This is a genomic window from Sphingorhabdus rigui (assembly GCF_014196595.1).
GTDB lineage: Bacteria > Pseudomonadota > Alphaproteobacteria > Sphingomonadales > Sphingomonadaceae > Sphingorhabdus_B > Sphingorhabdus_B rigui.
This window is the reverse complement of the sequence record NZ_JACIEA010000002.1, coordinates 83,980-109,541: the sequence shown is the minus strand read 5'-3', so window position 1 is coordinate 109,541 and position 25,562 is coordinate 83,980. Positions and strand designations below refer to the sequence as shown.

Annotated in this window: 24 protein-coding genes; 11 read left to right on the top strand and 13 right to left on the bottom strand. The window is 57.8% G+C overall.

Annotated elements, in window-relative coordinates:
* Nucleotides 1–96 precede the first annotated feature (96 nt).
* Complete coding sequence (locus tag GGR91_RS08045; protein ID WP_183941695.1) at nucleotides 97–2,259, top strand: alpha-galactosidase; 2,163 nt, start codon at nucleotides 97–99, stop codon at nucleotides 2,257–2,259.
* Here the strand turns inward: GGR91_RS08045 and GGR91_RS08040 are convergent.
* Together GGR91_RS08040 and GGR91_RS08035 are read right to left on the bottom strand one after the other, a co-directional pair.
* Nucleotides 2,241–3,629 (bottom strand): UdgX family uracil-DNA binding protein, encoded by a 1,389-nt coding sequence (locus tag GGR91_RS08040; protein ID WP_183941694.1) that lies wholly within the window; start codon nucleotides 3,627–3,629, stop codon nucleotides 2,241–2,243. The two genes, GGR91_RS08045 and GGR91_RS08040, sit on opposite strands and share 19 nt — an antisense overlap.
* Nucleotides 3,626–4,867, bottom strand: coding sequence for a putative DNA modification/repair radical SAM protein (locus tag GGR91_RS08035; protein WP_183941693.1), 1,242 nt, complete (start codon nucleotides 4,865–4,867; stop codon nucleotides 3,626–3,628). The genes GGR91_RS08040 and GGR91_RS08035 overlap by 4 nt, the downstream gene beginning before the upstream one ends.
* Nucleotides 4,868–5,042: 175 nt before the next feature.
* On the opposite strand from GGR91_RS08035, the gene GGR91_RS08030 reads away from it, so the two are divergent.
* Nucleotides 5,043–6,050, top strand: coding sequence for a ligase-associated DNA damage response exonuclease (locus GGR91_RS08030; protein ID WP_322788800.1), 1,008 nt, complete (start codon nucleotides 5,043–5,045; stop codon nucleotides 6,048–6,050).
* Complete coding sequence (locus GGR91_RS08025) at nucleotides 6,050–7,618, top strand: cisplatin damage response ATP-dependent DNA ligase (protein WP_183941692.1); 1,569 nt, start codon at nucleotides 6,050–6,052, stop codon at nucleotides 7,616–7,618. The genes GGR91_RS08030 and GGR91_RS08025 overlap by 1 nt, the downstream gene beginning before the upstream one ends.
* Here the strand turns inward: GGR91_RS08025 and GGR91_RS08020 are convergent.
* From GGR91_RS08020 to GGR91_RS08000, 5 genes are read right to left on the bottom strand one after another with little or no spacing between them, the layout of a single operon-like run.
* Entirely contained in the window at nucleotides 7,615–8,484 is an 870-nt protein-coding gene (locus tag GGR91_RS08020; RefSeq protein ID WP_183941691.1) for an alpha/beta fold hydrolase, read from the bottom strand. The two genes, GGR91_RS08025 and GGR91_RS08020, sit on opposite strands and share 4 nt — an antisense overlap.
* Nucleotides 8,481–11,897 carry a chromosome segregation SMC family protein gene (locus GGR91_RS08015; RefSeq protein WP_183941690.1) on the bottom strand — a complete coding sequence of 1,139 codons (3,417 nt, stop codon included), beginning with the start codon at nucleotides 11,895–11,897 and terminating at the stop codon, nucleotides 8,481–8,483. The genes GGR91_RS08020 and GGR91_RS08015 overlap by 4 nt, the downstream gene beginning before the upstream one ends.
* A 52-nt stretch (nucleotides 11,898–11,949) precedes the next feature.
* Nucleotides 11,950–12,687 (bottom strand): thioredoxin domain-containing protein, encoded by a 738-nt coding sequence (locus tag GGR91_RS08010; RefSeq protein WP_183941689.1) that lies wholly within the window; start codon nucleotides 12,685–12,687, stop codon nucleotides 11,950–11,952.
* A gap of 28 nt (nucleotides 12,688–12,715) precedes the next feature.
* Complete coding sequence (locus GGR91_RS08005) at nucleotides 12,716–13,399, bottom strand: thioredoxin domain-containing protein (protein ID WP_183941688.1); 684 nt, start codon at nucleotides 13,397–13,399, stop codon at nucleotides 12,716–12,718.
* A gap of 42 nt (nucleotides 13,400–13,441) precedes the next feature.
* A complete protein-coding gene (locus GGR91_RS08000; protein WP_183941687.1) occupies nucleotides 13,442–13,981 on the bottom strand; it encodes a DUF721 domain-containing protein in 540 nt (179 codons plus the stop codon).
* A gap of 22 nt (nucleotides 13,982–14,003) precedes the next feature.
* Here GGR91_RS08000 and GGR91_RS07995 point away from each other — a divergent pair, with 22 nt between their 5' ends.
* The 4 genes from GGR91_RS07995 to GGR91_RS07980 are packed head-to-tail and all read left to right on the top strand — an operon-like array spanning nucleotide 14,004 to nucleotide 17,923.
* Nucleotides 14,004–15,077, top strand: coding sequence for an A/G-specific adenine glycosylase (locus GGR91_RS07995; protein WP_183941686.1), 1,074 nt, complete (start codon nucleotides 14,004–14,006; stop codon nucleotides 15,075–15,077).
* Nucleotides 15,074–16,378, top strand: a complete 1,305-nt coding sequence (locus GGR91_RS07990) for a serine hydrolase domain-containing protein (protein ID WP_246337118.1) — start codon at nucleotides 15,074–15,076, stop codon at nucleotides 16,376–16,378. The genes GGR91_RS07995 and GGR91_RS07990 overlap by 4 nt, the downstream gene beginning before the upstream one ends.
* 4 nt (nucleotides 16,379–16,382) lie before the next feature.
* Complete coding sequence (gene nudC / locus GGR91_RS07985; RefSeq protein ID WP_183941685.1) at nucleotides 16,383–17,252, top strand: NAD(+) diphosphatase; 870 nt, start codon at nucleotides 16,383–16,385, stop codon at nucleotides 17,250–17,252.
* Nucleotides 17,249–17,923 carry a DsbA family oxidoreductase gene (locus GGR91_RS07980; protein WP_183941684.1) on the top strand — a complete coding sequence of 225 codons (675 nt, stop codon included), beginning with the start codon at nucleotides 17,249–17,251 and terminating at the stop codon, nucleotides 17,921–17,923. Before nudC ends, GGR91_RS07980 begins: the two co-directional genes overlap by 4 nt.
* Here GGR91_RS07980 and GGR91_RS07975 read toward each other — a convergent pair.
* Nucleotides 17,920–18,324, bottom strand: a complete 405-nt coding sequence (locus GGR91_RS07975) for a DUF1489 domain-containing protein (protein WP_183941683.1) — start codon at nucleotides 18,322–18,324, stop codon at nucleotides 17,920–17,922. The genes GGR91_RS07980 and GGR91_RS07975 overlap by 4 nt on opposite strands.
* Nucleotides 18,325–18,348: 24 nt before the next feature.
* The gene (mgtE, locus tag GGR91_RS07970; protein WP_246337117.1) at nucleotides 18,349–19,758 is read right to left on the bottom strand and encodes a magnesium transporter; all 1,410 of its coding nucleotides are present in this window, start codon (nucleotides 19,756–19,758) and stop codon (nucleotides 18,349–18,351) included.
* A 154-nt stretch (nucleotides 19,759–19,912) separates the two neighbouring features.
* Here mgtE and GGR91_RS07965 point away from each other — a divergent pair, with 154 nt between their 5' ends.
* Complete coding sequence (locus tag GGR91_RS07965; protein ID WP_183941681.1) at nucleotides 19,913–20,362, top strand: peptidylprolyl isomerase; 450 nt, start codon at nucleotides 19,913–19,915, stop codon at nucleotides 20,360–20,362.
* 64 nt (nucleotides 20,363–20,426) lie between these two features.
* Here GGR91_RS07965 and GGR91_RS07960 read toward each other — a convergent pair whose 3' ends face one another.
* The 4 genes from GGR91_RS07960 to pdxH are packed head-to-tail and all read right to left on the bottom strand — an operon-like array spanning nucleotide 20,427 to nucleotide 23,109.
* On the bottom strand, nucleotides 20,427–20,723 hold the full coding sequence (locus GGR91_RS07960) for an EF-hand domain-containing protein (RefSeq protein WP_183941680.1): 297 nt from the start codon (nucleotides 20,721–20,723) through the stop codon (nucleotides 20,427–20,429).
* Nucleotides 20,724–20,758: 35 nt separating this feature from the next.
* The gene (locus GGR91_RS07955; RefSeq protein WP_183941679.1) at nucleotides 20,759–21,556 is read right to left on the bottom strand and encodes a PhzF family phenazine biosynthesis protein; all 798 of its coding nucleotides are present in this window, start codon (nucleotides 21,554–21,556) and stop codon (nucleotides 20,759–20,761) included.
* Nucleotides 21,549–22,502 (bottom strand): cation diffusion facilitator family transporter, encoded by a 954-nt coding sequence (locus GGR91_RS07950; protein WP_183941678.1) that lies wholly within the window; start codon nucleotides 22,500–22,502, stop codon nucleotides 21,549–21,551. The genes GGR91_RS07955 and GGR91_RS07950 overlap by 8 nt, the downstream gene beginning before the upstream one ends.
* A 10-nt stretch (nucleotides 22,503–22,512) precedes the next feature.
* Nucleotides 22,513–23,109, bottom strand: a complete 597-nt coding sequence (gene pdxH / locus GGR91_RS07945) for a pyridoxamine 5'-phosphate oxidase (protein ID WP_183941677.1) — start codon at nucleotides 23,107–23,109, stop codon at nucleotides 22,513–22,515.
* Nucleotides 23,110–23,160: 51 nt separating this feature from the next.
* On the opposite strand from pdxH, the gene GGR91_RS07940 reads away from it, so the two are divergent.
* Genes GGR91_RS07940 through GGR91_RS07930 form a run of 3 tightly spaced genes read left to right on the top strand, consistent with a single transcriptional unit; the run spans nucleotide 23,161 to nucleotide 25,557 of the window.
* A complete protein-coding gene (locus tag GGR91_RS07940) occupies nucleotides 23,161–23,628 on the top strand; it encodes an ABA4-like family protein (protein ID WP_183941676.1) in 468 nt (155 codons plus the stop codon).
* 56 nt (nucleotides 23,629–23,684) lie between these two features.
* Nucleotides 23,685–24,602, top strand: a complete 918-nt coding sequence (locus GGR91_RS07935; protein WP_183941675.1) for a DnaJ C-terminal domain-containing protein — start codon at nucleotides 23,685–23,687, stop codon at nucleotides 24,600–24,602.
* Entirely contained in the window at nucleotides 24,595–25,557 is a 963-nt protein-coding gene (locus GGR91_RS07930) for a YihY/virulence factor BrkB family protein (RefSeq protein ID WP_322788791.1), read from the top strand. The genes GGR91_RS07935 and GGR91_RS07930 overlap by 8 nt, the downstream gene beginning before the upstream one ends.
* The last annotated feature ends 5 nt before the right edge of the window (nucleotides 25,558–25,562 follow it).

The following is a 25,562-nucleotide window of genomic DNA, read 5'->3' as shown; positions in this document are numbered from 1 at the left end:
CCCGATGATTTTCGTTGCAAAGCTGTGCTTTTGCTTTTTTGATAATATGCCGGTTAAACGGCTATATACAAAACACAAAGTAACAAATGGGTCGCGATGGCCAACGGAATTTCTGGGGAGCATGAGTTGGACCATTTGCGATTTGATGCCCCGGACGCGACATTGATATTGGCCTGTGCCAAGGGCGCGCCGCCGTCGGTGATCTATTGGGGCGCGGCATTGCCCGAAAATGTCGATGCGGCGCAGATGGAAAGCCTGTTTTTTCGGCAGGCTATGCACGGCGTGGCAGATGTTGCGCTGCCGCTCTCCTTCGCCATGGAACCCGGCCTAGGCCACCCCATGGTGCAGGGTTTTGCTGCACATCGCGAGGGCAAGGATTGGTGCAGTCTGTTCGACGTCGGCAAGGTCGAGACGCGACCGCATGGCGCGAAGATCATATGCCGTGATGAACGCACGCGGCTTGGGCTCGTATATGACATTGATTTCGATCCGGCCACCGGCGTTCTGCGTATCCGCACGCATTTGACCAATTACGGCGCGACGGCGCTGGATGTCACTGAGGTGATGACGGCCTGCCTGCCTGTGCCCGAGCACATGACCGAGATTACCGGATTTACCGGCCGCTGGACCCAGGAATTTACCCAAGATCGGGTGAAACGCAGCGCGGGAACATATCTGCGGGAAAATCGTAGCGGCCGCACCTCGCATTTCAGCTATCCCGCCATGCTATTGGCGACGCGCGGCACGAACGAAACTGCGGGTGAAGCTTATGGCTTTCATTTGGCGTGGAGCGGGAACCATCGCCTGCGTGTGGACATGCTCACCGATGGACGGGTGTTGACCAGCCTTGGTGCGCTGTTGCTCCCCGGCGAGGTTCGGCTGGCACCGGGTGAAACATTCGCGAGCCCTGAAATTGTTGCTGCATATAGTGCCGATGGTTTCAGCGCGCTAAGCCGCAAATTCCATGAACATGTGCGGACAAAATTGCTGCGGCCAGCGATGCGCGCCAAGCCGCGGCCGGTGCATTATAACACGTGGGAAGCGGTATATTTCGACCATGATGTCGAGAAGCTGAAAGAGCTGGCAACCCGCGCCGCGGACATTGGCGTTGAACGCTTTGTTCTTGATGACGGATGGTTCGGCGGCAGGCGGCATGACCGCGCCGGGCTTGGTGATTGGACTGTGTCCGCCGATGTGTACCCCGGCGGCCTAAAGCCATTGGTTGATCATGTGACGTCGCTAGGCATGGAATTCGGGCTTTGGTTTGAACCCGAAATGGTCAACCCCGACAGCGAACTATATCGCGCACATCCCGATTGGGTGCTTGGTGTGGAGGGCGTAGATCAGGTGCCGTTCCGATCGCAACTCGCGCTGGACATCAGCCGGACCGAGGTTGCGGACTATATATTCCACGCAATCGATGCGGTGCTGCGCGATCACGATATCAGCTACATAAAATGGGATATGAACCGCGACCTAAGCCATCCGGGGGGTGCATCCGGCACTGCGAAGGCATTCGCACAGGTAACCGCGCTCTACGCGCTGCTGGATCGCGTGCGCGCCGCGCATCCCGATGTCGAAATTGAAAGCTGCTCATCGGGTGGTGCGCGCGCCGATATGGGTGTGCTGGCGCATAGTGACCGCGTCTGGACCTCCGACAGCAATGATGCGCTTGACCGGCAATATATCCAACGCGGCGCAAGCTTCTTCCTGCCGCCCGAAGTGATGGGATGTCATGTCGGGCCAGCGCGATGCCATGTGAGTGGACGCAGGCTGTCGATGGACATGCGCGCTGCGACCGCATGCATGGGGCATATGGGGCTTGAACTCAACCTGTTGACCGAACGGCAGGGCGACCTCGACACGTTAAAGGCTGCCATCGCCTTGCATAAGCGCCACCGTGCGTTGCTGCATGATGGCGATCTGGTCAGGATCGATACGGCACCGCAGATACTGGTAAGCGGCGTGATCGCGCGTGACCGGTCCGAAGCGCTGTATTCCGTCGCTTATGTCTTGAGCGATCCGCAGGTTTTGCCTGAACGCTTGCGGTTTGCGGGTTTGGACCCACACCGAAATTATCTGGTCAAGCTGATCTGGCCGACAATCTGGCAAGCCATTAAGGGACCATCGGCAATCGAGAGGCTTGGGCTAAATCAGGACGGCGCGACGTTGAGCGGTGCCGCGCTGATGCACGGCGGGCTGCAACTGCCGCATGCACATCCCGAAACCTGTTTGCTGTTTTACGTCGACGCCATCTGACGGGCACCGATAGTTTCGTGGGCTTGCGATAGGTCCGCGACGAAGTTGCGGCGTTCGCGGGCCGCCGCTTCGGCATCGGACAGACGCAGCAAATAACTCGGGTGGATGGTGATCAAAACGGGCACGCCTTCCATGCTCTCCAACATTTCCCCCCGGCGTGCGCTAATGGCCACATTCTTGCCCGTAAGGCTGCGCGCGGCCGTAGCGCCGAGTGCGACGATCAGGTCGGGCTGGACCATCTCAATCTCGCGCTTCAGCCACCATCGGCAATGGTTGATCTCCCCGACGTTCGGGCGATCATGAATCCGGCGTTGGCCCTCTTGCTTGAATTTGAAATGTTTGACCGCATTCGTGACGTACGCTTGCGCACGGTCAATTCCGGCCTCGTGCAGCGCGGCGTTGAATATCTGTCCTGCGGGGCCAACAAAGGGGTGGCCCTGCATATCCTCCTGATCACCTGGCTGTTCGCCAACAAACATCAGCTTTGCGCGCTCAGGCCCATCGCCAAAAACGATCTGGGTGGCTGGACCAGATAAGGGGCAGCGACGACACCGTGCCGCCTCTGCCCGCAGCGACTGCAATGTGTCGGCAACGGGGGCAGCGGTCTCTTTTTCGATCATCGCCAGCTCGCGATTTCGGGCGGACTGGATAAGTTCTGACACCAAAGCCGTCTCGGGCATATTGTGCCAATATTTCTTGGGCATTTCTTTCAACATCGCCTTCACCTTCAGGCGGGCGGGATTGAAGGTTGACCCATAATAGGTTTTCCATTGTTCCTCGATGGCGTCTTCGGTGGGCGCATCGTCCTTTTGCGCTGCGGGGCCCTCCAACAATTTGTCTTTGTTCCAATGAATGGACAACTGCGGTGTTAAAATGGACCAGCGCATGCCCGCAAAACGTCGCACAAAGAATGACGCGTTGGCGCGGACAATGTGGTGCTCGGGTTCGAACCACGCGACGAAATGTTCGTCACCATCCTGCTCGATTCTGCGAAAGCGCACGAAGGCGCGCATCTTGTGGATGTCCCGCCGCACGGTTTTGGCCATGACGTCAAGCTTGCGCAGCAAGGGATCTGCGCGGTCGCCCATGTGGCGCTTACCCGCCTTCAGATCGATCAGCAGCTGATACAGCAAGCCAAAACGTTCCGGGTCGGAATGACAGATGACCGAACGCGACAATTCGGCAAAACCCTTTGGAACACCGATGGGTGCAGCCGCAATATTGCTTTCGGGATTTGCAAACAGGTCCGTGCGTTGTTCGCCGATTTGCCACACAATGTCCGCGGGACGCGCGCCGAGACGTAAGAGGCCGCGGCATTGTTCCCGCCAGCCGTCGAAATCATCTTCATGCCCAAGCCGGGCGGTAATCATGCAAACAACTCGAATTGGTGCACCTTGGGCGCAACCGATGCGCGCAGATGCTCCATGTCGGTCAATGCACCGGGGGTCCAGCCTTCAGCGGTGATGAATGGCCGGATTTTCGCGATGGAAACAGTAAGCCTGCCGACATCCTCAAGCCGCAACCGCCGCCAGCGCCGTGCCTTAATAATCGCGTCGACTGCCTTCGTCCCGAGCCCGGGAACCCGCCATAACATGGCCTTTGGCGCGCTGTTCACATCCAATGGAAAGTGCGCGCGATGCTTCAGCGCCCATGCGAGTTTTGGATCAATATCGAGCGGCAGCATGCCATCGGCGTCTGCTGCGTCGACAACCTCCTGCGGGGCAAAGCCATAGAAACGCAGCAGCCAGTCCGATTGATACAGCCGGTGCTCGCGCATCAACGGTGGACGTTGCAGCGGCAACACGGCGCTGGCGTCGGGGATTGGGCTGAACGCCGAATAATAGACACGGCGCAAACCAAAGCGGTCATAAAGGCTGTTGGCGCGCGTTACGATATCGCTGTCGGTCGCGCTGTCGGCGCCTACGATCATCTGCGTGGATTGGCCGGCTGGTGCAAAGTTGGGCGCGCTTCGGTATTTCTTTTTCGCGTCGCGACCATCAAGGATCGATTCTTTCAGGCCCCCCATTGCGCCTTCAATCCGCTCTTCGGATTTTTCCGGCGCAAGCTTTTGCAGGCCAGCGCGCGTCGGCAATTCGACGTTGATCGACAGCCGGTCGGCATGACGTCCAGCTGCCTCCAGCAATTCGGGATCAGCATCGGGAATGGTTTTGAGGTGAATGTAACCGCGAAAGTCATGGTCTTCGCGCAGGCTGCGTGCGACCTCGACAATTTGCTCCATTGTGTAGTTGGAGCTTTTGATGATCCCCGACGAAAGGAACAATCCCTCAATATAATTCCGCTTATAAAAATTCAGCGTGAGGTCGACCACTTCTTTGGGCGTAAACCGCGCGCGGCGAACGTTCGAGCTCTTGCGATTGATGCAATAATGGCAGTCGAAAATACAGCTGTTGGTCAGCAAAATTTTCAGCAGCGAAATGCAGCGGCCATCGGGCGCATAGGCATGGCAAATTCCCATGCCTTCGGTCGATCCGATGCCGCCCGATTTGCTGCTTGACCGTTTCGATGTTCCCGAAGACGCGCAGGAGGCATCATATTTTGCGGCGTCGGCAAGAATCGCGAGCTTTTCTGAAATCTGAAGTTGGGACATTTGTTCTATATATGTTCTTTAAATGTCAGTGTCTATGTGCAATGGTCAAAATCGTTTTTAATTGCGTGTTCGGTTGGCAGGCTTAGCCGCCGGTCGCCATGAACTTTCGCTGATACATGCTGTTTACATCGCGCCTGCCACTGCCCATATCCTGATTACGAAAAGGACAGCCGACATCTCCCGAACCGCCGCCCAACATTGGATAGAGCCGCACGCGCATGGCATTTATGTGAAGCCTGCAGACATGTGGATTGATCCGTCGCGTCCTGCCGAACGCGCGCTTGTCACCCATGGCCATGCGGACCATGCACGCAGCGGTCATGGCGCAGTGTGGGCGACACCTGAAACGCTTGCGATCATGGCGCTGCGATATGGAACCGAAATGGGCACGCCAGTGCCTTATGGCGACGGGTTCGAACATGGCGGCGTGAAGATAAGCTTTCACCCCGCTGGGCATGTGCTTGGATCGGCGCAGATATTGCTTGAACATGCTGGCGAGCGGGTTGTGGTGACCGGCGATTATAAGCGTCGCTTTGACCCGACATGCACCCCGTTTGAGCCCGTTGCCTGCGATGTTTTGATTACCGAAGCAACCTTTGGTCTTCCGGTGTTCACGCATCCGCCGATTGAGGACGAGATTGCTAAGTTACTTGCCGCCCGCGACGCCAATGTTGATGGCTGCATTGTTGTGGGCGCTTATGCGTTGGGTAAGGCGCAGCGCGTTATCGCTGAGCTGCGCAGGGCGGGATACGACGCCCCCATTTATATTCATGGCGCGATGCAGAAAATGTGCGACCTATACGCCGCGCACAATGTGCCGCTGGGCGACCTCATTATGGCAACGGGCCTTGCCAAATCGGAATTGAAAGGCGCGATTGTTATAGCGCCGCCGTCTGCGATGAATGACCGTTGGGCACAGCGCCTGCCCGAACCCATAACCGCCATGGCATCGGGGTGGATGCGCGTGCGCCAACGCGCACGACAGCGCAATGTCGAACTGCCTTTGGTCATTTCAGACCATGCCGACTGGACCGAGTTGACCGATACGTTGCTTGAGCTGCGCCCGTCAGAAACCTGGATTACCCATGGCCGCACCGATGCGCTGGGTCGGTGGTGCGAACTGCATCAGTTAAAGGCGCGCGCGCTGGACCTGATTGGCCGCGAAGACGAGGACGAAGGCTGATGCAAGCATTTGCCGCGCTCATCGATGGCTTGATCTACACGCGGTCGCGCGATTTGAAGATCCGGCTGATCGCGGATTATCTGCGTATAACACCGGACCCCGATCGCGGCTGGGCTTTGGCGGCACTGGCCGGAACGCTGAATATTGCCACGGTCAAATCGGCGGCCATTCGCGCGATGGCAGAGGAACGTTTCGACCCCATGCTGTTCCGCATGAGCCGCGATTATGTTGGCGATACTGCCGAAACTGTCGCGCTGATGTGGCCAGACAAGAGCGGCGGCGATGCCGCGCCCACCGTGTCCGAAGTCATCGACTTGCTGAACAGTACCAGCCGCGCGCGCGCTCCGGCGGTGTTGGCGGAGTTGATGGACCGGTTGGATGCCAATGGCCGCTATGCGCTGCTGAAGCTTGCAACGGGCGGCATGCGGGTTGGCATATCTGCGCGTCTTGCCAAGACCGCTTTCGGGCAAGCCTTTGGCGTGTCCGTCGATGATGTCGAGGAGGTGTGGCACGCGCTTCGCCCGCCATACACCGAGCTTTTTGTATGGGGCGAAGGGCGGACCGAACGGCCCGACCCCGCCGACAGCGCCTTTTTCCGTCCCTTCATGCTCGCCCACCCGCTTGAAGATGGCAGCGTGCATCTTGATGAATTTGCCGCCGAGTGGAAATGGGACGGAATCCGTATCCAGATTGCGTCGACCGGCGGCGAAACGCGGCTATTCAGCCGTGGCGGTGACGAAGTGACGGGGTCGTTCCCCGAAATAGCGGCGGCGTTCAATAATATTGGCGTGGTCGACGGCGAATTGCTGGTGCGCGGCGACGTGCAGGGCGGCGAAGCCGCCAGCTTCAATGCGTTGCAGCAACGGCTGGGCCGCAAGAATGTTACCGCAGCCATGCAGGCGGAATATCCGGTGTTTGTCCGCCTGTACGACATATTGTTCGATGGGTCCGAAGATCTGCGCGGTCAGCCATGGACCGCGCGGCGCGACAGGCTTGAACTGTTCACAGCGAAGCTTGACCCTGCGCGTTTCGATTTGTCTGCGGTCATCGCGGCGCGCGATTTTGAGCATCTGGCCGAAATCCGGGCGGCCGCACGTGAGGCGGCGATTGAAGGCGTGATGCTCAAGCGGCGCGATTCGCTTTATCTGGCGGGGCGTAAGGTCGGTTTGTGGTACAAATGGAAACGCGAACCGCTCGTGGCTGACTGCGTGATGATGTATGCGCAACGGGGCAGCGGAAAACGATCCTCATATTATTCCGATTACACCTTTGGCTGCTGGACCGAAGATGGCAATTTGTTGCCGGTTGGAAAGGCCTATTCCGGGTTCAGCGACGAAGAACTGAAATGGCTCGACCGCTTTGTCCGCAATAACACCGTCGCCCGTTTTGGCCCGGTCCGCGAAGTGGAAAAGTCGCTGGTGCTTGAGGTCGCGTTTGACGCGGTGCACGAATCCAAGCGGCACAAATCAGGTGTGGCCATGCGTTTCCCGCGTATCTCGCGTTTACGCAGGGACAAACCGGCTGAAGAGGCGGACACCATATCCGCGTTGCGCGCGATGTTCGATTAGAGGAACGCCTTTACGTCGGCCATGAAGCGGTCAAACTGGTCATGATGCAACCAATGCCCGGCATTTTCATATTCGACGACTTTTGCCGTGGGAAAATGCGCGATGCGGCCATCTTTTTCGGGATTTGATGCCCAACTGTCGGCACCATACATCATCAACATCGGACAGGTGATCGACTGCCAGATTGCGAGCAAATCTTCGCGTGGCATGTCGAATATTGCCCAGATGTTGAGGTAATTGTCGAACTTCCAGCTCCAGCTGCCATCCTCGTTCCGGCTGATGCCGTGCACGGTCAAATGGCGCGCCTGTTCATCGGTCAAATAGCTGTTTTCCGCCTTCATCCGTTCATAGGCAGCTTCAATATTGGGATAGCGTTTCGGGGTCCGGCCAGCCGCATTGCGCTTATCGTCAATCCACTGCCGGAAACGATTTTGTATGCCAATTGCGTCGCGTTCCGCCTGCATTTTGGGGGAGAGGCCAAGCCCCTCAATATTCACCATCTTGCGGACATTTTCAGGGTAGAGCCCTGCATAACGCGTGGCGATATTGCCGCCCATCGAGTGCGCTATGATGCTCACGGGGGCAAGGTTGAGCTGGTGAATGAGCTGCGCCAGATCATAGACAAAGGCAGACATTTCGTAATTGCCGTCGGGTGACCACGCGCTGTCGCCATGGCCGCGCAGGTCGGGTGCAATAATGTGCCAATCATCGCGCAACTCTTCGGCGACCCAGTCCCAGCTGCGCGCATGGTCGCGACCGCCATGGACCAAAAGCAATGGCGGCGCATCGGGGTTGCCCCAATCGACGTAGTTCAGCCGAAGGCGCTGCGAAATAAAGCTGTTTGTGATCGGGCCATGTAAAGTCATTCGGCAGCCAGTAATTGTTCGGCACCACCAAGGTCAACCGATACCAGCCGGCTGATGCCCTGTTCGACCATCGTGACGCCAAACAGACGGTGCATTCTGCTCATCGTGACGGCGTTGTGCGTGACAATCAGGTAGCGGGTGTCGGTTTCGCGCGTCATCGCTTCCAACAAATCGCAGAAGCGTTCGATATTCGCATCGTCAAGTGGGGCGTCAACTTCGTCAAGGACACATATCGGCGCCGGGTTGGTGAGGAACAATCCAAAGATAAGCGCGACCGCCGTCAGCGCCTGCTCTCCGCCTGACAAAAGGGTCAGCGACTGAAGCTTTTTGCCCGGCGGTTGCGCAAATATCTCAAGGCCTGCCTCAAGTGGGTCTTCGCTGTCGATCAATGCGAGATGGGCCTGGCCGCCGTTGAACAGCGTTGCGAAGAGCCGGCGGAAATGTCCATCGACTGCTTCAAATGCAGCGAGCAAGCGCGCTCTGCCTTCGCGATTTAAGCTGCCGATAGAACCGCGCAGACGGTTAATTGCGAGCGTGAGCTCTTCGCTTTCTGCCGCGCCTGCACCCTGTTGCGCCTCAAGCTCCGCGAGTTCATCAGCTGCGATAAGATTTACCGGCCCAATGCGCTCGCGTTCATTCTGCAGCCGGTCAAGCCGCGCGGACTCTACCGACGCATCTTCCATTGCATGTTCATCGAACCCGAGCTTTTCGGGAAGCACTGGCGGCGGGCATTCAAAACGCTCGCCCGATATCCGTCCCATTTCAACGCGGCGATGTTCCTGATTTTCCGCGCGTGCTTCGGCGCCAGCGCGGGCCTCGCGGGCAACGGAGAGCGCCTCTGCAGCGGTCGCAAGTTCGTTTTCCAGTTCCCGAAGCGTTTTTTCGCAGGCACTTTCGGTGACTTGAAGGCCGTTCAGCTTTTCGGCCAGCTGTTCTTTGTCCGCGCGCAGGCGCGCGATCTCGCGTGCCAGAATATCGGGCCGCCCCTCCATCGCTTCCTGCTCGGCAGCAATATCCGCGCTGCGCTTGTTCATGTCGGCGATCCGGCGTTCCGCTTCGCCAGCGCGTTCTTGCCATCCCCGGATTTCGGCAAGCGCGACGGCACGGCGTTCGCGAATTTGCGCAATGCGCTGTTCAAGTGACGACAAATCCGCCTGATTGCGGGCCAGCAGCTCGCGCGCAGCTTCGTTCGCGACGACGAGCTTTTGCACGAGGTCCGAATGATGCGTGCCATCTGGCAACGCGGCACGGGCGGCTTCTGCGGTGCTTTGTTCGGACTTTGCTTCGGCGAGCTCTTGTTCGCTGGCCGCCATACGGTCCAGCAGCGCGGCCTTTGCAGATTTAAGCCGGGCCAGCGCATCTTCGGCTTGGTCCACGGCACGCAGAGCTTGCCGCAATTGCCCTTCGGTTTCTGCCCGCGCTGCGGCGGCCGCCCGAACAGCATCTTGTGCTGTACCGATAGCATCCGTCATTTGCGCAAGCGCCTCGGCCTGTTCCGCCAACGCCGCTTCGGCGGGCGGAATAAGTGCATTCAGTTCGGCCAGTCGGTTCGCCCGGACCAGCAGCTCAGCGGTCGTCGCGCCGTCGCCATCGGTGGCGAAACCATCCCAGCGGCGCAATTGCCCGGAAAGCGTTACCACGCGCTCACCCGGTGTCAGTGCTGCACCATTATCTTGTTCGACAACCCGCACATGCGAAAGGCGTGCAGCCAGTTCCTCAGGTGCGTCGACATAATGGATCAGGGCATTGTCGGCCAAAGCATCCATCGCGGGCGTCCCGCCCAGCCAACGGCGTCCGGTATCCCCACCAATGGTGGCATCGGCATCATCACCCAGCGCGGTAGCCAATGCGCGTTCGTAGCCTGGCCGAACTGTGATACGGTTAATCGCCTTGTCGCCGTCCCCTTTGGCAAGGGACCGTTCGAGCGCATTTTGCTCGGTCAGCAAACCCGCGAGCTCTGCTTTGGCACTGGCTAGGCTTGCCTGCGCGCCGTCGCGTGCGGCGATCAATTCGGTCCTGCGCGTTTCCGCCGCTACGCTCGCTTCGGTGTTTTCCTGCAAATGCTTTTGTAAGGTGGCAACGCTGGCTTCTGCCGATTTTTTGGCCGATTCACATGCCGCTTCATCGCCCAAGGCGTCCCGCTCGTTCGCCATGCGCGCAACTGCGCCTGCTGCCCGCTCGGCACGCATGGTTGCCGCCGCAACAGCCGCGTCGGCCACGCGCAATTCGGCGTCGGCTCTGGCTTGTTCCGCGGCGGCCTTTGCCAAGGCAATTTCGCTTTCGCGGGCCTGACGTTCAACATTTTCGGCCGCGCGCAACAGGGCAGGGCGTTCTTCTTCCTGTGCTTTGATCTGTTCAGATAAAGCCACGCTCTCGCTCTGAAGGTGCGCGAGCGCATCGGCCGCGTCGTGGGTTAATTTGCCCTCACGCGCGCCATCTTCGGCCATGCGGGACGCTTGCGCAGACAAATCCGACTGCCGCTGCAATATCCGTTCCTGCTCACCCGTTAGTTGGACGAGCTTGTTGGAAACGTCATTGGCGGCATCGCGTGCTGCCATTGCAACGGCGCGGGCGTTTGCCAATTGGGTCACGGCGTCCTGTTGCCGTTCGGTTAAAGCACGCTGCGTGGCGGCGGCGCTGTCTACGGCGGCAGTCGCGGCATTGGCCTCAGCCCGCGCAGCATCAGCCGCAGCCTTGGCTTCGCGCCAACGCACGAAAATAAGCCGTGCCTCGGCCTGCAATATGTCTTTTGACAAGGTGCGGTAGCGTTCGGCCTGTTTGGCCTGCCGCCGCAATTGCCCCGCGCGGGCGTCCATGTCGGCGAGGATGGTTGCCAGCCGTGCAAGGTTGCTTTCTGCGGCGCGAAGTTTTTGTTCGGCGTCTTTACGCCGCACATGCAGTCCGGAGATGCCGGCCGCTTCCTCGAGCATTTGCCGCCGTTCCTGTGGCTTTGCAGAGATGATCGCGCCAATCCGGCCCTGACTGACGAGCGCAGGCGAATGCGCACCTGTAGCCGCGTCTGCGAAGATGAGGGCGACATCTTTGGCGCGCACGTCCCTGCCGTTCGAGCGATAGGCCGATCCAGCGCCGCGTTCAATCCGCCGGGTAACTTCCAGTTCCTGATCACCGTCCGTTGCAGCGTCACCATCATCGCTACGTTCCGCCAAGATGGTAACTTCGGCAAAGTCACGCGGTGGGCGGGACGCTGTACCCGCAAAGATCACATCTTCCATGCCGGCGCCGCGCATGGATTTTGCGCTGCTTTCGCCCATGACCCAGCGGATCGCTTCCAGCAGGTTGGATTTGCCGCAACCGTTCGGCCCGACGATGCCCGTCAGGCCGTTTTCGATCCGCAATTCGGCGGGCTCGACAAAGCTTTTGAAGCCGACCAGTTTCAGCTTCTTTATACGCAACGGGCTGCTCCTGTTGCGTATGAGGCGATGTCAGTGCCCCCCCGAGCCATACTTAGCGCGCGCCAGCCTCGATCAGCTTGGTCTTCACCTGGTTCCACGAACTGGCGTCCAGCTTTGCCCCGTTGAGGATGAAGAATGGCGTTCCCGTTACGCCGTCATCCTTTGTACCGCGCTCTGTGGTCTTAATCAGGGCATCGATTGCGGCTTTGTCCGACAGACATGCCTTGGCTTGGTCTTCGCTAATACCACGCGACTTTACGAATTCGATCAGGCCCATCTTCGTTCCCAGCAGGGTTGCAATTTGCCCCGGCGACATTTTCTGCATGGCTTGCTGATCTGCCTCCGTCACCGTGCTGATTTTGCTCAGCCAGGTGGGCTGTTCGGCATACAGCTGATCGGTCAGTGGGAAAAATGCCTCAGGACCGCTGCATTGCGCCAGCAGGAAACCGGGAACGTCCTGAATACCATGGATCAGAAAGGGGCGGAATTCCAACGACACGCGGCCGCTGTTGACGATTTCGTGCAGTTGTTCCGATGATTGTACAGAGAATTGCGCACAACCGGGGCATGTGATTGCGCCATATTCGACCAGCTTCAATGGCGCATCCGGATTGCCCATTTTATAGCCACCGAGTTCGGTTTTGCTAACGACATCGACCCATGCCGTGCCGGCGGGGGCTGCTACCTTAGCGATCGGTTCGCCTTTCGGGGCACCCGCTGTGTCACCGCCGCTGCAGGCTGCGAGCGCCAAAACCGCTAGTGTTGTCGAAATGAGTGTCTTGATACGCATGGGATATCCTTCAATGTTGGATGTCGAGTTATTTCAATGCCGCTTTCAGTTCGGCCGCATTATGGACGTGGTCTTGCAAGACGCCGTTGACCATGAATGACGGTGTACCGCGCACGCCCAGCGCAGCTCCGGCCTCCGTCATATCGATGACCGCCTTCAGTGCGGCTTTGTCCGCCAGGCAGACTTTTGCTTGAGCAGGCGTGATGCCGCGCTGTTGCATGATTGGCCCAAGCCCGAGTGCGTCAAACGCGCCAATCATGAAACCAGCATAATCTGCGGATTTAAGCTTTGCCTGCGTTTCAGCATTGATATTTTTGGTCTTGCCCAACCAGACGGATTGGGTCGCGAACAAATGCCGCTGATTGCCAAAGAATTTGCCCTTGCCACCACAACGCGCAAGCATCGCAGCGGTGAGGTCAACCGAGTTCAAAACCATATTTCGAACTTCGTAGCTCGCTTTGCCAGTTGCAACCGACTCCGCCTTGAATGCAGGTGCCTCGTTCAACTCAAAATCCGCACAATGGCTACATGTGTAGCTAAGATATTCGACAACCTTATTGGGCGCTGCCGGATTGCCTAAAACATGCGCGCCCTTGTCGGTCATCGTAACGGTGGAAAGCCATTTGCTTGGCGCAGGTGCCGCGGCCAGAGTCGTGGAAAGCGCAGCAGCGCCCAACAAGATGAAAAACAAGGATTTTTTTGCACGCAACATCAACATAGCCTTAGCCATTGAAACCATCCCGTGCATCTGGAATCACTCGCTGCCTTTGGCAAGGCTTTTTGCAAGACTTTCGAGCACGGCAAACAGTTCGGGATCACCGATTTCGCGCAGAGATTCGCCCAGTTCCATCGGTATAGGCTTTAGCGAAGGCGGCGCTATTGGTTGCCGTGCGGGCGGCTTTGCCACCGGCCCTTGGCGGACCTTCACCCGCGCGACCGCGCCATAGCCGAAGAAGCGGTTCACCCGGTCGATAATCTCGGGAAGCACATGCTGGATCATCGTGGCATGCGCGCCTTCAACGGTAAGTTCAAGCGTGCCGTCGGATTTCTTACCAATGGGAAAACGGATCGCCTCCGGCGCAGACACAGCGGCGTAGCGCGCGCCAACAATTTCGTCCCAACGGCTGACAACCGAACTTTGCACAAAGCCAAAGCGTCGGAACGCGGCCCTGCCGATTTCGGGCATCAGTGCGGACACCGCTTTGGCCTCACCGCCGCGTGGACGCTGAAACGTCTTGGGCGTTACCGGCTTTTTCGGGTCCTTTGGCGCTGTTGGTGGCTTGCCTTTATCCATCACCTAATCCATGCCATTTTACATGCCTGCCGTCCAACAGACTGACCAGAATTCTGGGGATATCGCCGAGCGTCTGCTGGCGCATTATGATGTTCATGCCCGAACCTTGCCATGGCGGAAACTGCCGGGCCAGGGTTTCGCGGACCCATATCATGTCTGGTTGTCGGAAATCATGTTGCAGCAGACCACGGTCGCCGCCGTTGGTGCCTATTTCCGCACATTCACCCAGACGTGGCCCAATTTTTCGGCACTGGCTGCGGCCGATGATGCGGATGTTATGGCCGCATGGGCCGGGCTTGGTTATTATGCCCGCGCCCGCAATCTGTTAAAATGCGCACGCGTGGTCGTTTCCGAATATCAGGGGCAATTGCCGTCTTATGAAGCAGATTTGCTGAAGCTGCCGGGCATCGGCCCCTACACAGCAGCGGCGATTGCCGCGATCGCATTTGGGCGGCGTGCAGTGGTAGTCGACGCCAATGTTGAGCGGGTGGTGTCGCGGCTATTTGCGATATCAACGCCACTGCCGCAGGCAAAGCCAGACATTCGCGCGGCTACCGATAGCATCACGCCAGACCTAAGGGCAGGCGATTTTGCGCAGGCGATGATGGATCTGGGCGCGGGTATTTGCTCGGTACGGTCTCCTTCGTGCCTGATTTGTCCCATCCAATCCGCATGTGCCGCCTTTCGTGCAGGCAACCCTGAAATATATCCTGCAAAACTGCCGAAAAGCCCGAAACCGCAACGGGTGGGGCATGTGTATTGGATTGAACGTGATGGCCATGTCTGGCTGCTGCGCCGGGATGATCGCGGTTTGCTTGCGAGCATGCGGGCATTGCCGGATGACGGATGGACAGCGCGCATCGACGGTGATGCAATCCCGCCCGCCGCAGCCAATTGGCAAAATTTGTCGGTGCAGGTTGCGCATATATTCACGCATTTTTCCCTGACCGTAAACATTGCCGTTACGTCATGGCCAGCAGACGCAGACGGCCCCGGTGAGGGCGAATGGTGGCCGCTAAAATCGCTCGACAATGCTGGTCTGCCGACCCTATTCAGAAAAGTGAGTGAGGCGGTTTTGAACGCAGGAGAGAGATGATGGACGTACAAGCAACAGGCCAGATCATGTTGGGTCGGCGCGGATTACTCGCATGGGGCGGGCGACTGGCAGGCGCTGGAGCCGTTGGTGCGTTCCTGCCCGGCATGGCTTGGGCGCAGGCTGCCGAAAAATATCCGACGATTAAAGCCGAATTCGACAGCTATGTTTCGTCGGGCAAGCTTCCGGGTGTTTTGGCAACGATTGGCCGGGCGTCTGGTCTGCCAGACGTCATTGCCGTTGGTACGCAAGGATTGGGCGAGAAAACGCCTGTCAATATCGACTCATTATGGCGCGTCTATTCGATGACGAAGCCTATCACGGGCATGGCCGCGATGATTTTGGTTGGTGAAGGCAAGATGAAGCTCGACCAACCCATTTCCGAATTTCTGCCTGAATTCGCCAATATGACGGTCCTGACCGACCCTGAAAAAAGCATGGATGCGGTTCCGGCCAAGAACCAGATTACGGTTCGCCACTTGTTGACGCATACTGCGGGCCTTGGATATTCCATCATCACCAAGGGTCCGTTGTTGCAGGCCTATCTGGACAACGGCATTACGCCGGGCATCGTCAGCCGTTTTCCTATTCCCGGTCAGCCAACCAGCAAGCCGACCCCTGATCTGAAGACATTTTCGGAACGGCTTGCAAAATTGCCGTTGATTGCAGAACCCGGAACCAAATGGAGCTATTCAATCTCGCTCGATTTGTTGGGTCGCGTTATTGAAGTTGCCAGCGGTATGGATTTTGAGGCCTTCCTCAAGACACGCATTTTCGAACCGCTGAAAATGAACAGCAGCTATTTCCAAGTGCCAAAGTCGGAAACGCCGCGATTGGTTTCAAACTATGCGCCCGTGAACGGCGTCCTGTTCCCAATCGATCCGGCGGCGACGAGCATCTATCTCGACAAGCCCGCCTTTGCCTTTGGTGGTGCAGGAGTGGTCTGTTCGGCGCGCGATTATGACCGGTTCCTCAACATGCTTGCCAATTATGGTGAGCTGGATGGCGTGCGGATTATGTCGCCAAAAACGGCTGCGCTCGCAATGTCCGACCTGTTGCCCCCTGCTGTGTCAACCGACGGTACGTATGCGGATGGCGCAGGCTTTGGCGCGGGCGGACGCGTTGGCAAGGGCGCGAACGAGGGTGTGTACGGCTGGGGTGGTGCTGCCGGCACCGTTGCGTTCGTCGACCCGAAGCGCAAGCTGCGCGCCGTTTGCATGGCGCAGTATATGCCAAGCAACGCCTATCCATTCCACGAGAATTTCGCAAAATGGGTCCTGAAGGACCTTGGCCTGCCAGCCTGATCCGATGATGTCGCCGGGATTTACGGGCTCACCGCTCGATCGCGCTGACCGCGTACGCAATGATGCAGAAGCCTATGGCGCTTTGCTGGCTGACTGGCGTGCGCGGGTTTTGGGTCTCGATGGCCTAGATCCGCGCGTCAGCGATGCAGGCGGCTTGCATTGGCATTCGATGGCAGAATTGGATGGTTCGGAAGAACTTATCTTACTTGGCCTTTCCGATGATAAGCCGCATTTTGTCGCCGTCGTTGAGGCAACTGGGGACGCATTTCGTTCGCCCGCTATCTGGCGTGCCTTGTCCATGCTGCCTGCCGAAGATGCTGCAATTTACGGCACCGCGCGCAGCTTGATCGAATGGCACAATAACCATCGTTTTTGTGGACGTTGCGGGCACGCCACTTTGCTGTTCCGTGCAGGCTGGGGCCGCAAATGCGGCAATTGCGCAAAGGAGCATTTTCCACGCACGGACCCTGTGGTCATCATGCTCGCCGAATATGAAGGCAAAGCGCTCGTGGGACGCCAATCGCGCTTCCCGCCCGGCAATTACTCGGCGCTCGCTGGCTTTTTGGAGCCCGGTGAAAGCATGGAGGAAGCGGTGCGTCGTGAAATCCATGAAGAGGCCGGCGTCACCTGCGGCGCTGTGCGTTATGTCACCAGCCAGCCATGGCCATTTGGTGGGTCGCAACTGATGATGGCGTGTATCGCCGACGCGCAAGGCGACGCGCTGGTCCTCGACACCACTGAAATAGAAGACGCCATGTGGGTCACAAAAGAAGAAGCCCGTGCTGCGCTGGAGGGTGCTTCGGACCGCCGTTTCAACGCGCCGCCGCCCTTTGCGATTGCGCATAGCCTATTGAAATATTGGGTTTCACAATGACCACGTCCGCCGTTCCGCTGCGTATTGATATTGTGTCCGATGTCGTGTGCCCATGGTGCATCATCGGTTTAAAGCAGGTGGAAAAAGCGCTGACGCTGCTAGGCCGCGATCTGGCTGTCGAAACCCATTGGCATCCGTTTCAACTAAACCCGAATATGCCCCCTGAGGGCGAAGACACCGCCGAACATATTGCCCGCAAATATGGCAGTACGCCCGAACAGAGCCGCGCCAACCGGCAACGGCTGAGCGATATTGGCGAAAGCTTGGGTTTTGCGTTCAACTATGGCGAGGGCATGCGCATCTACAATACGTTCAATGCGCATAAGCTGCTGACGATTTTCGGGATCGAACGCGGCTGGAAAGCGCAAACGGATCTGAAAATGGCACTGTTCAAGGCCTATTTTCAGGACCGGCGCGATGTGAGCGACACCGAAGTCTTGTGCGACATTGCGGAGGCGCAGGGGATGGATCGCGCAGTGGCCGCCGCGTGGATTGCCGACGCGGCGTTGACCGAAAGCGTGCGTGCGGAAATGGCGCATTGGACCGACCAGAATATCACCGGCGTCCCCGCGATCATCTTTGACCAGAAATTCATGGTTCCGGGCGCACAAAGCGCCGAGACGTTTGCAGATGTGATTTCAAAGGTGCTCGCGAAACGCGAAGCGGCTTAAACCAGCCCCATCTTCATAAGTTCGCCCAGCATCTTTGGTGACATTTCGTCACGGCCATCGGTTTCGACAGAATCGAGATCCGGCGGGGTGTTCACTTCCTCAAGATAGCGCCAGCCCTGATGCGCCCTTTTTGGCGTTGAACGCACCGCGATCAGGCGCGGTTGCAGCCGGATCCAATGGCGACCGGCGCCATTTTCTATAAAGCCCAAAATGGGGCTTCGGCCGATGATGGTGTGCGTGTGAATCCAGAACAGCGATCCACCTGCCATTTCGTCAACGCGCTTGGGCAAATAACGCGTGGTCAAGCGCACTTCACCATCCTGCGCATAAGCCGCGAGACGCTCGCGCAAATGCTTCGGGCTTTCCGCGCCGAACGCGATTTTGGTCATGTTAAGAGGCATGGGCGCGATTTGGGGACTGTGCGGCTAACCGGCAAGGCCGCTGAAGACCGCAAGGCCAAGAAAGATGAGAAAGCCCATCGAATCGGTGATCATCGTGACAAAAATCGAGCTTGAAACTGCGGGGTCTTGATCCAAGCGGTCCAGCAGCACCGGAATGGCGACGCCAGACAATCCCGCGAGCGAAATATTGCACAATATTGCCGCAGCAATGACGCCCGCGAGCAGCCAATTGTCGAAAATTACACCCGCGCCGACGCCTGCAATCACCGCAATCGTTGCGCCAATGAGCAAGGCTACGCGAATTTCGCGCCAGATCGACCGCATCGTGTTCGATTGCGTAAGCTGATTGGTTGCCAACGCGCGCACCGTAACCGCAAGCGTCTGCGTGCCTGCATTACCGCCGATGGAGGCAACAATCGGCATAAGCACAGCCAATGCGACCATGGTTTCAATCGCTGCACCAAATTGCGCGATGATGAAACTGGCCACCATCGCGGTGCCCAAATTGGCAATCAACCAACGCACGCGTGCTTTGTAACTGTCCGAAATAGGTTCGTTAATGTCACCTTCACCGGCACCGGACAGGCGCAAGATATCCTCGTCCGCTTCTTCCTGAATGATGTGCACGATGTCATCGGCCGTGATGACGCCGACGAGCCGTCCCGCGCCATCCACAACAGCGGCAGAAATAAGTGCGTATTTCTGGAACCGAAGCGCGACTTCTTCCTGATCCATGTCCACAGGAATCAGCGTCTGTTCGTGCTTCATAATGTCGCTGACAGGAACCTTGCGCTGGCTTCGCATGATCCAGCTGAGCTTGCACGTACCCACGGGCTTATGCTGCGGGTCGACGACGAACACTTCCCAGAACTCTGTGGTCAGTTCATGATGGTCGCGCAGATAGTCGATCAGCTGGCCCACGGTCATATGCTCGGGCACCGCCACAAGCTCGCGCTGCATGATACGACCAGCGGATTCTTCGGGGTAGGACAGCGCGTCTTCGATGACGGCGCGGTCTTCGGGGTCCAGTTCGGCAAGAACGGCCTGCTGGTCCTCTTCCTCCATATCCTCGATGATCGCAACCGCGTCATCGGTGTCCAACTGTCCAGCCAGCCCGGCAACTTGCGCTGCGGGCAAGGCGTCGATGATATCCTCGCGGACATAATCATTGACCTCGGCCAGCACTTCGGCGCTCATCAACTCGCCCATGCTGATGGCAAGGTCACCGCGCCGTTCAGATGGCGTTAGCTCGAGCAGATCGGCAATGTCGGCTTCGTGGAGCGGTTCAACAAGCCGGTAGACTTCTTGGGCGTCGCCCGCTTCCATCGCGTCGAGCACGCGATCGACATAATCGCGGGTCAGACGGTTGTCTTCGTCCAGCGTCTCCAAAATTTCAGTGTCGATGGTCAATGGGTCGGCGATATCGCTTGTCATGTGCGGGCCTCCCATTCGCAATTTTGTGCCTGAACGTTGTAATTGCGCCCCTCCTAAGCGTGCAGCGTTAAATTGCAATGATTTTGGCTTTGCACGCGCGCAATGCATCCCCTAGGGCACCGTCAACATTTCCCCAGCCTAAAGGATTATATATATGGCCGATGAAACGCTTACCCTTTCGCTCGACAGCGGCGACGTTGTTATCAAACTTCGCCCTGATCTGGCGCCAAACCATGTTGCCCGTATCAAAGAACTGGCTGGCGAAGGTTTTTACGACGGTGTGAAGTTCCACCGCGTTATTCCCGGATTCATGGCGCAGGGCGGTTGCCCGAACGGCACTGGCATGGGCGGTTCGTCCAAGCCAAATCTGGCGCAGGAATTCAACGCTGAACCGCATGTGCGCGGCGTATGCTCCATGGCGCGTACCAATGACCCGAACACGGCCAACAGCCAGTTCTTCATCTGCTTTGATGATGCGACCTTCCTTGACCGCCAGTATACGGTCTGGGGCCAAGTCACCAGCGGCATGGAACATATCGATGCTTTGCCAAAGGGTGAGCCACCTGCGAATCCAGGCGTCATCCGCAAGGCAACTGTCGCCTGACATTAAAAACGCGCGGGAAGCCCGATGGCTGCCCGCGCGTCTTATCCTAATATTTTAGGATAGTTTATTTGCCTTCGGTCTGGCCTTGCGCAGGCTCAGGCGGACGCATTGCTTCCATAGCGGTCTTTAGCTCGACCATCGAAATCTTGTCGTCCTTATCGGTATCGATCATCCCGAAATACTGGACCAATGGTCCCTGTGCTTCGTCCTTAGCGATGAAGCCGTCTTTATCTGCATCGAGAAAAGCAAAGATTTGCTCGGGCTGCGGCACACCACCGGCGGGTGGCGGCGGAGGCGCGTCCTGAGCCATCGCAACTGGGGACAGGACGAGTGCAGCCAAAATGGCCAATGATGTACGCATGAATAATCCTTTGAACAATGGAATGACTGTGATGGTCAGCCCAAGCTGAACATACCCTTTACTACCGTAAAACAATGGCCTGACAACCACACACGTTCGCCATCAAGGCGGCAACCAAGATAACCGCCGCGCGCCGATGCCTGATAGGCGGTAAAATTGTCACATCCCAGCTCGGCAGCCCAATAAGGCGTCAGAACCGCATGGGCACTGCCGGTAACGCTGTCTTCGTCCACGCCCGCACCTGGAACGAAAACGCGGCTGACAATGTCGGTGTCCTCCCCGCGCGCCGTGGCGGTGAAGCTGTCATCGCCAAGTGCCGCAAGCGCCTTCATATCGGGCTTCAGCGCCAAAATTTCTGCCGCTGTGGCATAAACGAACATATTATAGCTGTCGGGGTTGCTGCGCATTGACAGGGGGTTGCCGCCCATGGCCTGCATCATTTCTGGGTTATTCACCGGCTCTGTCGGGATTGCCGGCAATGCGACGGCATAGCCATCACCTTCGCGGCGCACTTCCAATATGCCCGCTTTGCGCGTCCGGAACGTCACGCGGTCAAGCGCAGGGTTTTCGCTCAGGACGATATGCCCACTCGCAAGTGTCGCATGGCCGCAGAGGCGGATTTCAACCTCTGGCGTGAACCAGCGCAATTCGTAGTCGGCGGCACCGGTTTCATCAGGGATGTAAAAAGCGGTTTCGGCGAAATTGTTTTCCTCACCAATGGCCTGCAGCACGGCGTCATCCAGCCAGTGCGTAAGCGGCATGACGGCGGCCTGATTGCCGGTGAACGGCCGCTGCGCAAAGGCGTCTACGTGATAATATGGCAAATCAGTCATGTGGATGCTCGTGATGTTCGATGGTTTCGGACGGGATATAGCCCATTTCGTCTTTATGGCCTTCGGGGTCGGGGTGGATCAGCACTTCGACGCCGGGGAATTCATCCATCAACGCTTGTTCGACTTCGTCCATGATATGGTGGGCCGCCGCGACCGTCATGTCGGGGTCGACCCAGACGTGAAACTGGCAAAAGTCATGTGCGCCGCTTGAACGGGTGCGCATATCGTGAATGCCGCGCAGTTCCGGGTGGCGCATGGCAACTTCGATGAAGCGCTGGCGCTTTTCGTGCGGCCATTCGCGATCCAGCAATTGGTCCAACGCCAGACGCGCCGCCTTGTAAGCGCCCCACAACAGCCATGCTGCAATCGCGATGCCGAACAATGGGTCGGCACCGCGCACGCCCAACATTGTATCAAGGACGATTGCGACAATAACCGCAATGTTGAGCAAAAGGTCGCTCTGATAATGCACATGGTCGGCTTGAATCGCGACCGAGCCGGTTTTGCGGACAACATAACGCTGATAGGCAAGCAGCCCGAGCGTTGCCACAATCGCGATGAGTGAGACCCCAATGCCATATTCCGGATGGGACGTCGGTTCCTGCGTGCCGAGCCGCACAATCGCGCGCCATGCAATCAGAATGGCCGACAGTATGACGAGCACAACCTGCACCAAAGCGGACAATGCCTCCGCCTTGCCATGGCCGAAACGGTGGTCGTCATCGGCGGGCATCGCGGCGTAACGGACACTGAAAAGCGTGAGCAACGAGGCGAGAACGTCGAAGCCTGTGTCCGCTAATGACCCAAGCAGCGCAACGGACCCTGTCTCTGCCGCCGCAAATATTTTAAGTGCAAGCAGGAACAGCGCCATGGATACGCTGGCGATGGCCGCACGTTTGGTGAGTTCACCATGCGCATGGTGATGGTGGCTATGCCCAAGGCTCATGTGCGGTGCCTCATGGATACAACATGCCCGTCGTCCAGCCGTCGCCGTCGCGTTCATATACCCAACGCTCATGCAGGCGGAATTCGCGGTCTTGCCAGAATTCGATGCGGTGCGGGCTGACCATCCAACCCGACCAATGCGGCGGGCGCGGAACATCTTGGCCTTCAAAGCGGGCTTCTACCTCGGCAAAACGCGCTTCGAATGTCGCGCGGTCGGCCAACGGACGCGACTGGTCCGACGCCCATGCGCCGAGCTGCGAATTGCGCGATCGGGTGGCGAAATAGGCATCTGCGGTCGCGTCGTCGACGGGGTTCGCTTCCCCCTCAATCCGTATTTGCCGCCGCAGCGATTTCCAGTGAAACAGCAACGCGACCTGCGCATTGTCGGACAATTGCATCGCCTTTCGGCTTTCAAAATTCGTATAGAAAACAAATCCACCATGGTCGCCAAGGTCTGGGCCATGGCCTTTCAACAGCACCATGCGGACCGAAGGCTGTCCATCCGCGCCTGTGGTCGCCAATGCCATTGCGTTGGAGTCGTTGATTTCGGTGGTCCGCGCTTCGGCAAACCATGCGTCGAACAGGCTAAAAGGATCAGGTCTTTCCATAGCCCACCGATAGGCTAGACTGATGCGTGTTAAAAGGGGCTAGAATATAAAATGAACTGGGAAATGATATTCGGTGTCGCAAATGCTTGTGCGCTGCTCGCTTGGGTGGTTTTGGCGCTCAGCCCGAAGCGCGAACGGGTTGTGCCATATGTATTTTTCGCAGGAACGGTGTTGCTCGCCTGCCTATATGCGGGTCTTATCATTCCGTTGATGGCGGGACTCATCTCCGATGGCGGTCCCGCAGGCCGACCTTCTGCCGACTTCACAACCTTAGCGGGGGTCATGGCGTTGTTTGACTCGCCGGGCGGCGCAACGATTGGCTGGATCCATTATTTGGCGTTCGATTTGTTTGTCGGCATCTGGATTGCGCGAAATGCAGACCAGCACCAGATTGCGCGTTGGCTTCAGGTCCCGATACTCTTCTTTACGCTGATGGCGGGGCCGATTGGCCTGCTGCTATATCTTCTGCTACGCCTGATTACCGGTAAAAAACAGGATGACGCCCTGCTTCCGAGTTGACTTGGGGCACTGTAATACCAATGTAAGACGGATAAGCAGGGTAAACAGGGACAAGAATGGCTGATCCTTATTCGATATTAGGCGTATCCAAAGGCGCGGACGAGAAAGCGATTAAATCCGCTTATCGTAAGCTTGCGAAGGAATTGCATCCCGACAAGAACAAGGACAATCCGAAAGCTTCGGAGCGCTTCAGCGAAATTACGCAGGCGTATGATTTGTTATCGGACCCCAAAAAGCGCGGGCAATTTGACCGCGGCGAAATAGACGAAAACGGCCAACCCCGCTTTGCCGGTGGCAACCCCTTTGGCGGCGGCGGATATAGCCAAGGCGGACCCGGCGGTGGCAATTTCGACTTTGGCAGCGGTGGCATCGACCTTGGCGACATTTTTGATGGCTTGTTTGGCGGCGGCGGAGGCCGTCCCGGTGCTGGCCCACGTCCGCAGCAAGCGCCGCCACCCAAGGGCGCGAATATTGCGTACGAACATTTGGTGTCCTTCACCGACGCGGCAACGCTCGCGCCGCAGCGCATTACGCTGGGCGATGGCAAGACCGTTGAGTTCAAACTGCCTGCCGGCCTCGTCGCTGGACAGCAGATCCGCATTCCCGGCCGTGGTCAGCCGGGGCCTGGCGGCAATGGCGATGCCATGGTCACGCTAAAGCTAGGCAAACACCCCGATTTGGCGCGCGACGGCGACCATATCCGGATTGACCTGCCGATCTCGATCAAAGAAGCGGTCGATGGCGGCAAGGTGAAGGTTCCGACCGTCGATGGCGCAGTCATGCTGACTGTTCCGCCGCGTACCAATTCCGGAGCCGTTCTGCGGATAAAGGGCAGGGGGTTCACAACCAAATCGGGTGGACGCGGTGACCAGTTGGTCACGCTGATGATTCACTTGCCATCGGACCCTGTGGAACTTGCGCGTCTGTCGGGTGTCCTGTCGGACAGTAATGTCCGGGAAAATCTTGGTGTCTGAAATTTCGCCTCTGTCACCGGAGGCACGGGCACATCTTCCTGAGACGACACATTCCGAGGAAAGCGAAGCGACATGGTTTGCGCATCTCGGGTTGACGGGTCAGGTAGTGGAAGTGACCAAGCGTGTTGCCGTCGGTGTGTATAGCGACGGGTTTATTCACGCGGGCAATTTCGCATATCTGTCGTTGGTATCACTTTTCGCATTCTGCATTGTGGCCGCTGCCATCGCTGGCGCATTTGGACAAACCGAGTCCGGGCTGGCGCTGATTGAAGCGTTTTTGACGACGGTCCCGCCAAGTGTCGGAGCCGCGCTTAAAGAACCCATCGAGTCCGCCATGACCGCACGTTCGGGGCCATTGCTATGGCTAAGCGCTGCGGTCAGTCTTTGGACCGCGGCCAGCCTTATCGAAACCTTTCGCGATGTGCTTTATCGGTCTTATGGTGCGGCACCCAGCCGTGCGTTCTGGCATTATCGATTGGGTTCGCTCGGGGCGATCATCGCCTCGGTTATTCTGGCGATGATTGCCTTTTCGGCGCAGGTTGTGGTGACCGCGGTTGAGGATCTGGTGTACCGATACATTCCCACCGCGCAGATGGTTTCAGGCTATTTCGCGTGGGGCCGTATCATTCCATTCATTACATTGTTTGTCGCAATCTATGTCATCTTTGCGGGGCTAACCCCGTCCAAATATCGGTCATCCGCCTTTCCCAAATGGCCAGGGCCAGCCTTGGTGAGCATGTGGTGGCTTGGCCTCACGGCGCTTTTGCCGGTTTTCCTGTCGAGCGTCAGCAATTATGACCTAACCTATGGCAGCCTTGCCGGTGTTATGGTGGCGCTCATTTTCTTCTATCTTATTGGGCTGGGATTGGTGACAGGAGCGCAATTAAACGCAGCACTGGCCAACGCCCATGAAAATGGACTAAAGCAGTGGGAACAAAATTCACCTGACGAATGAGGATT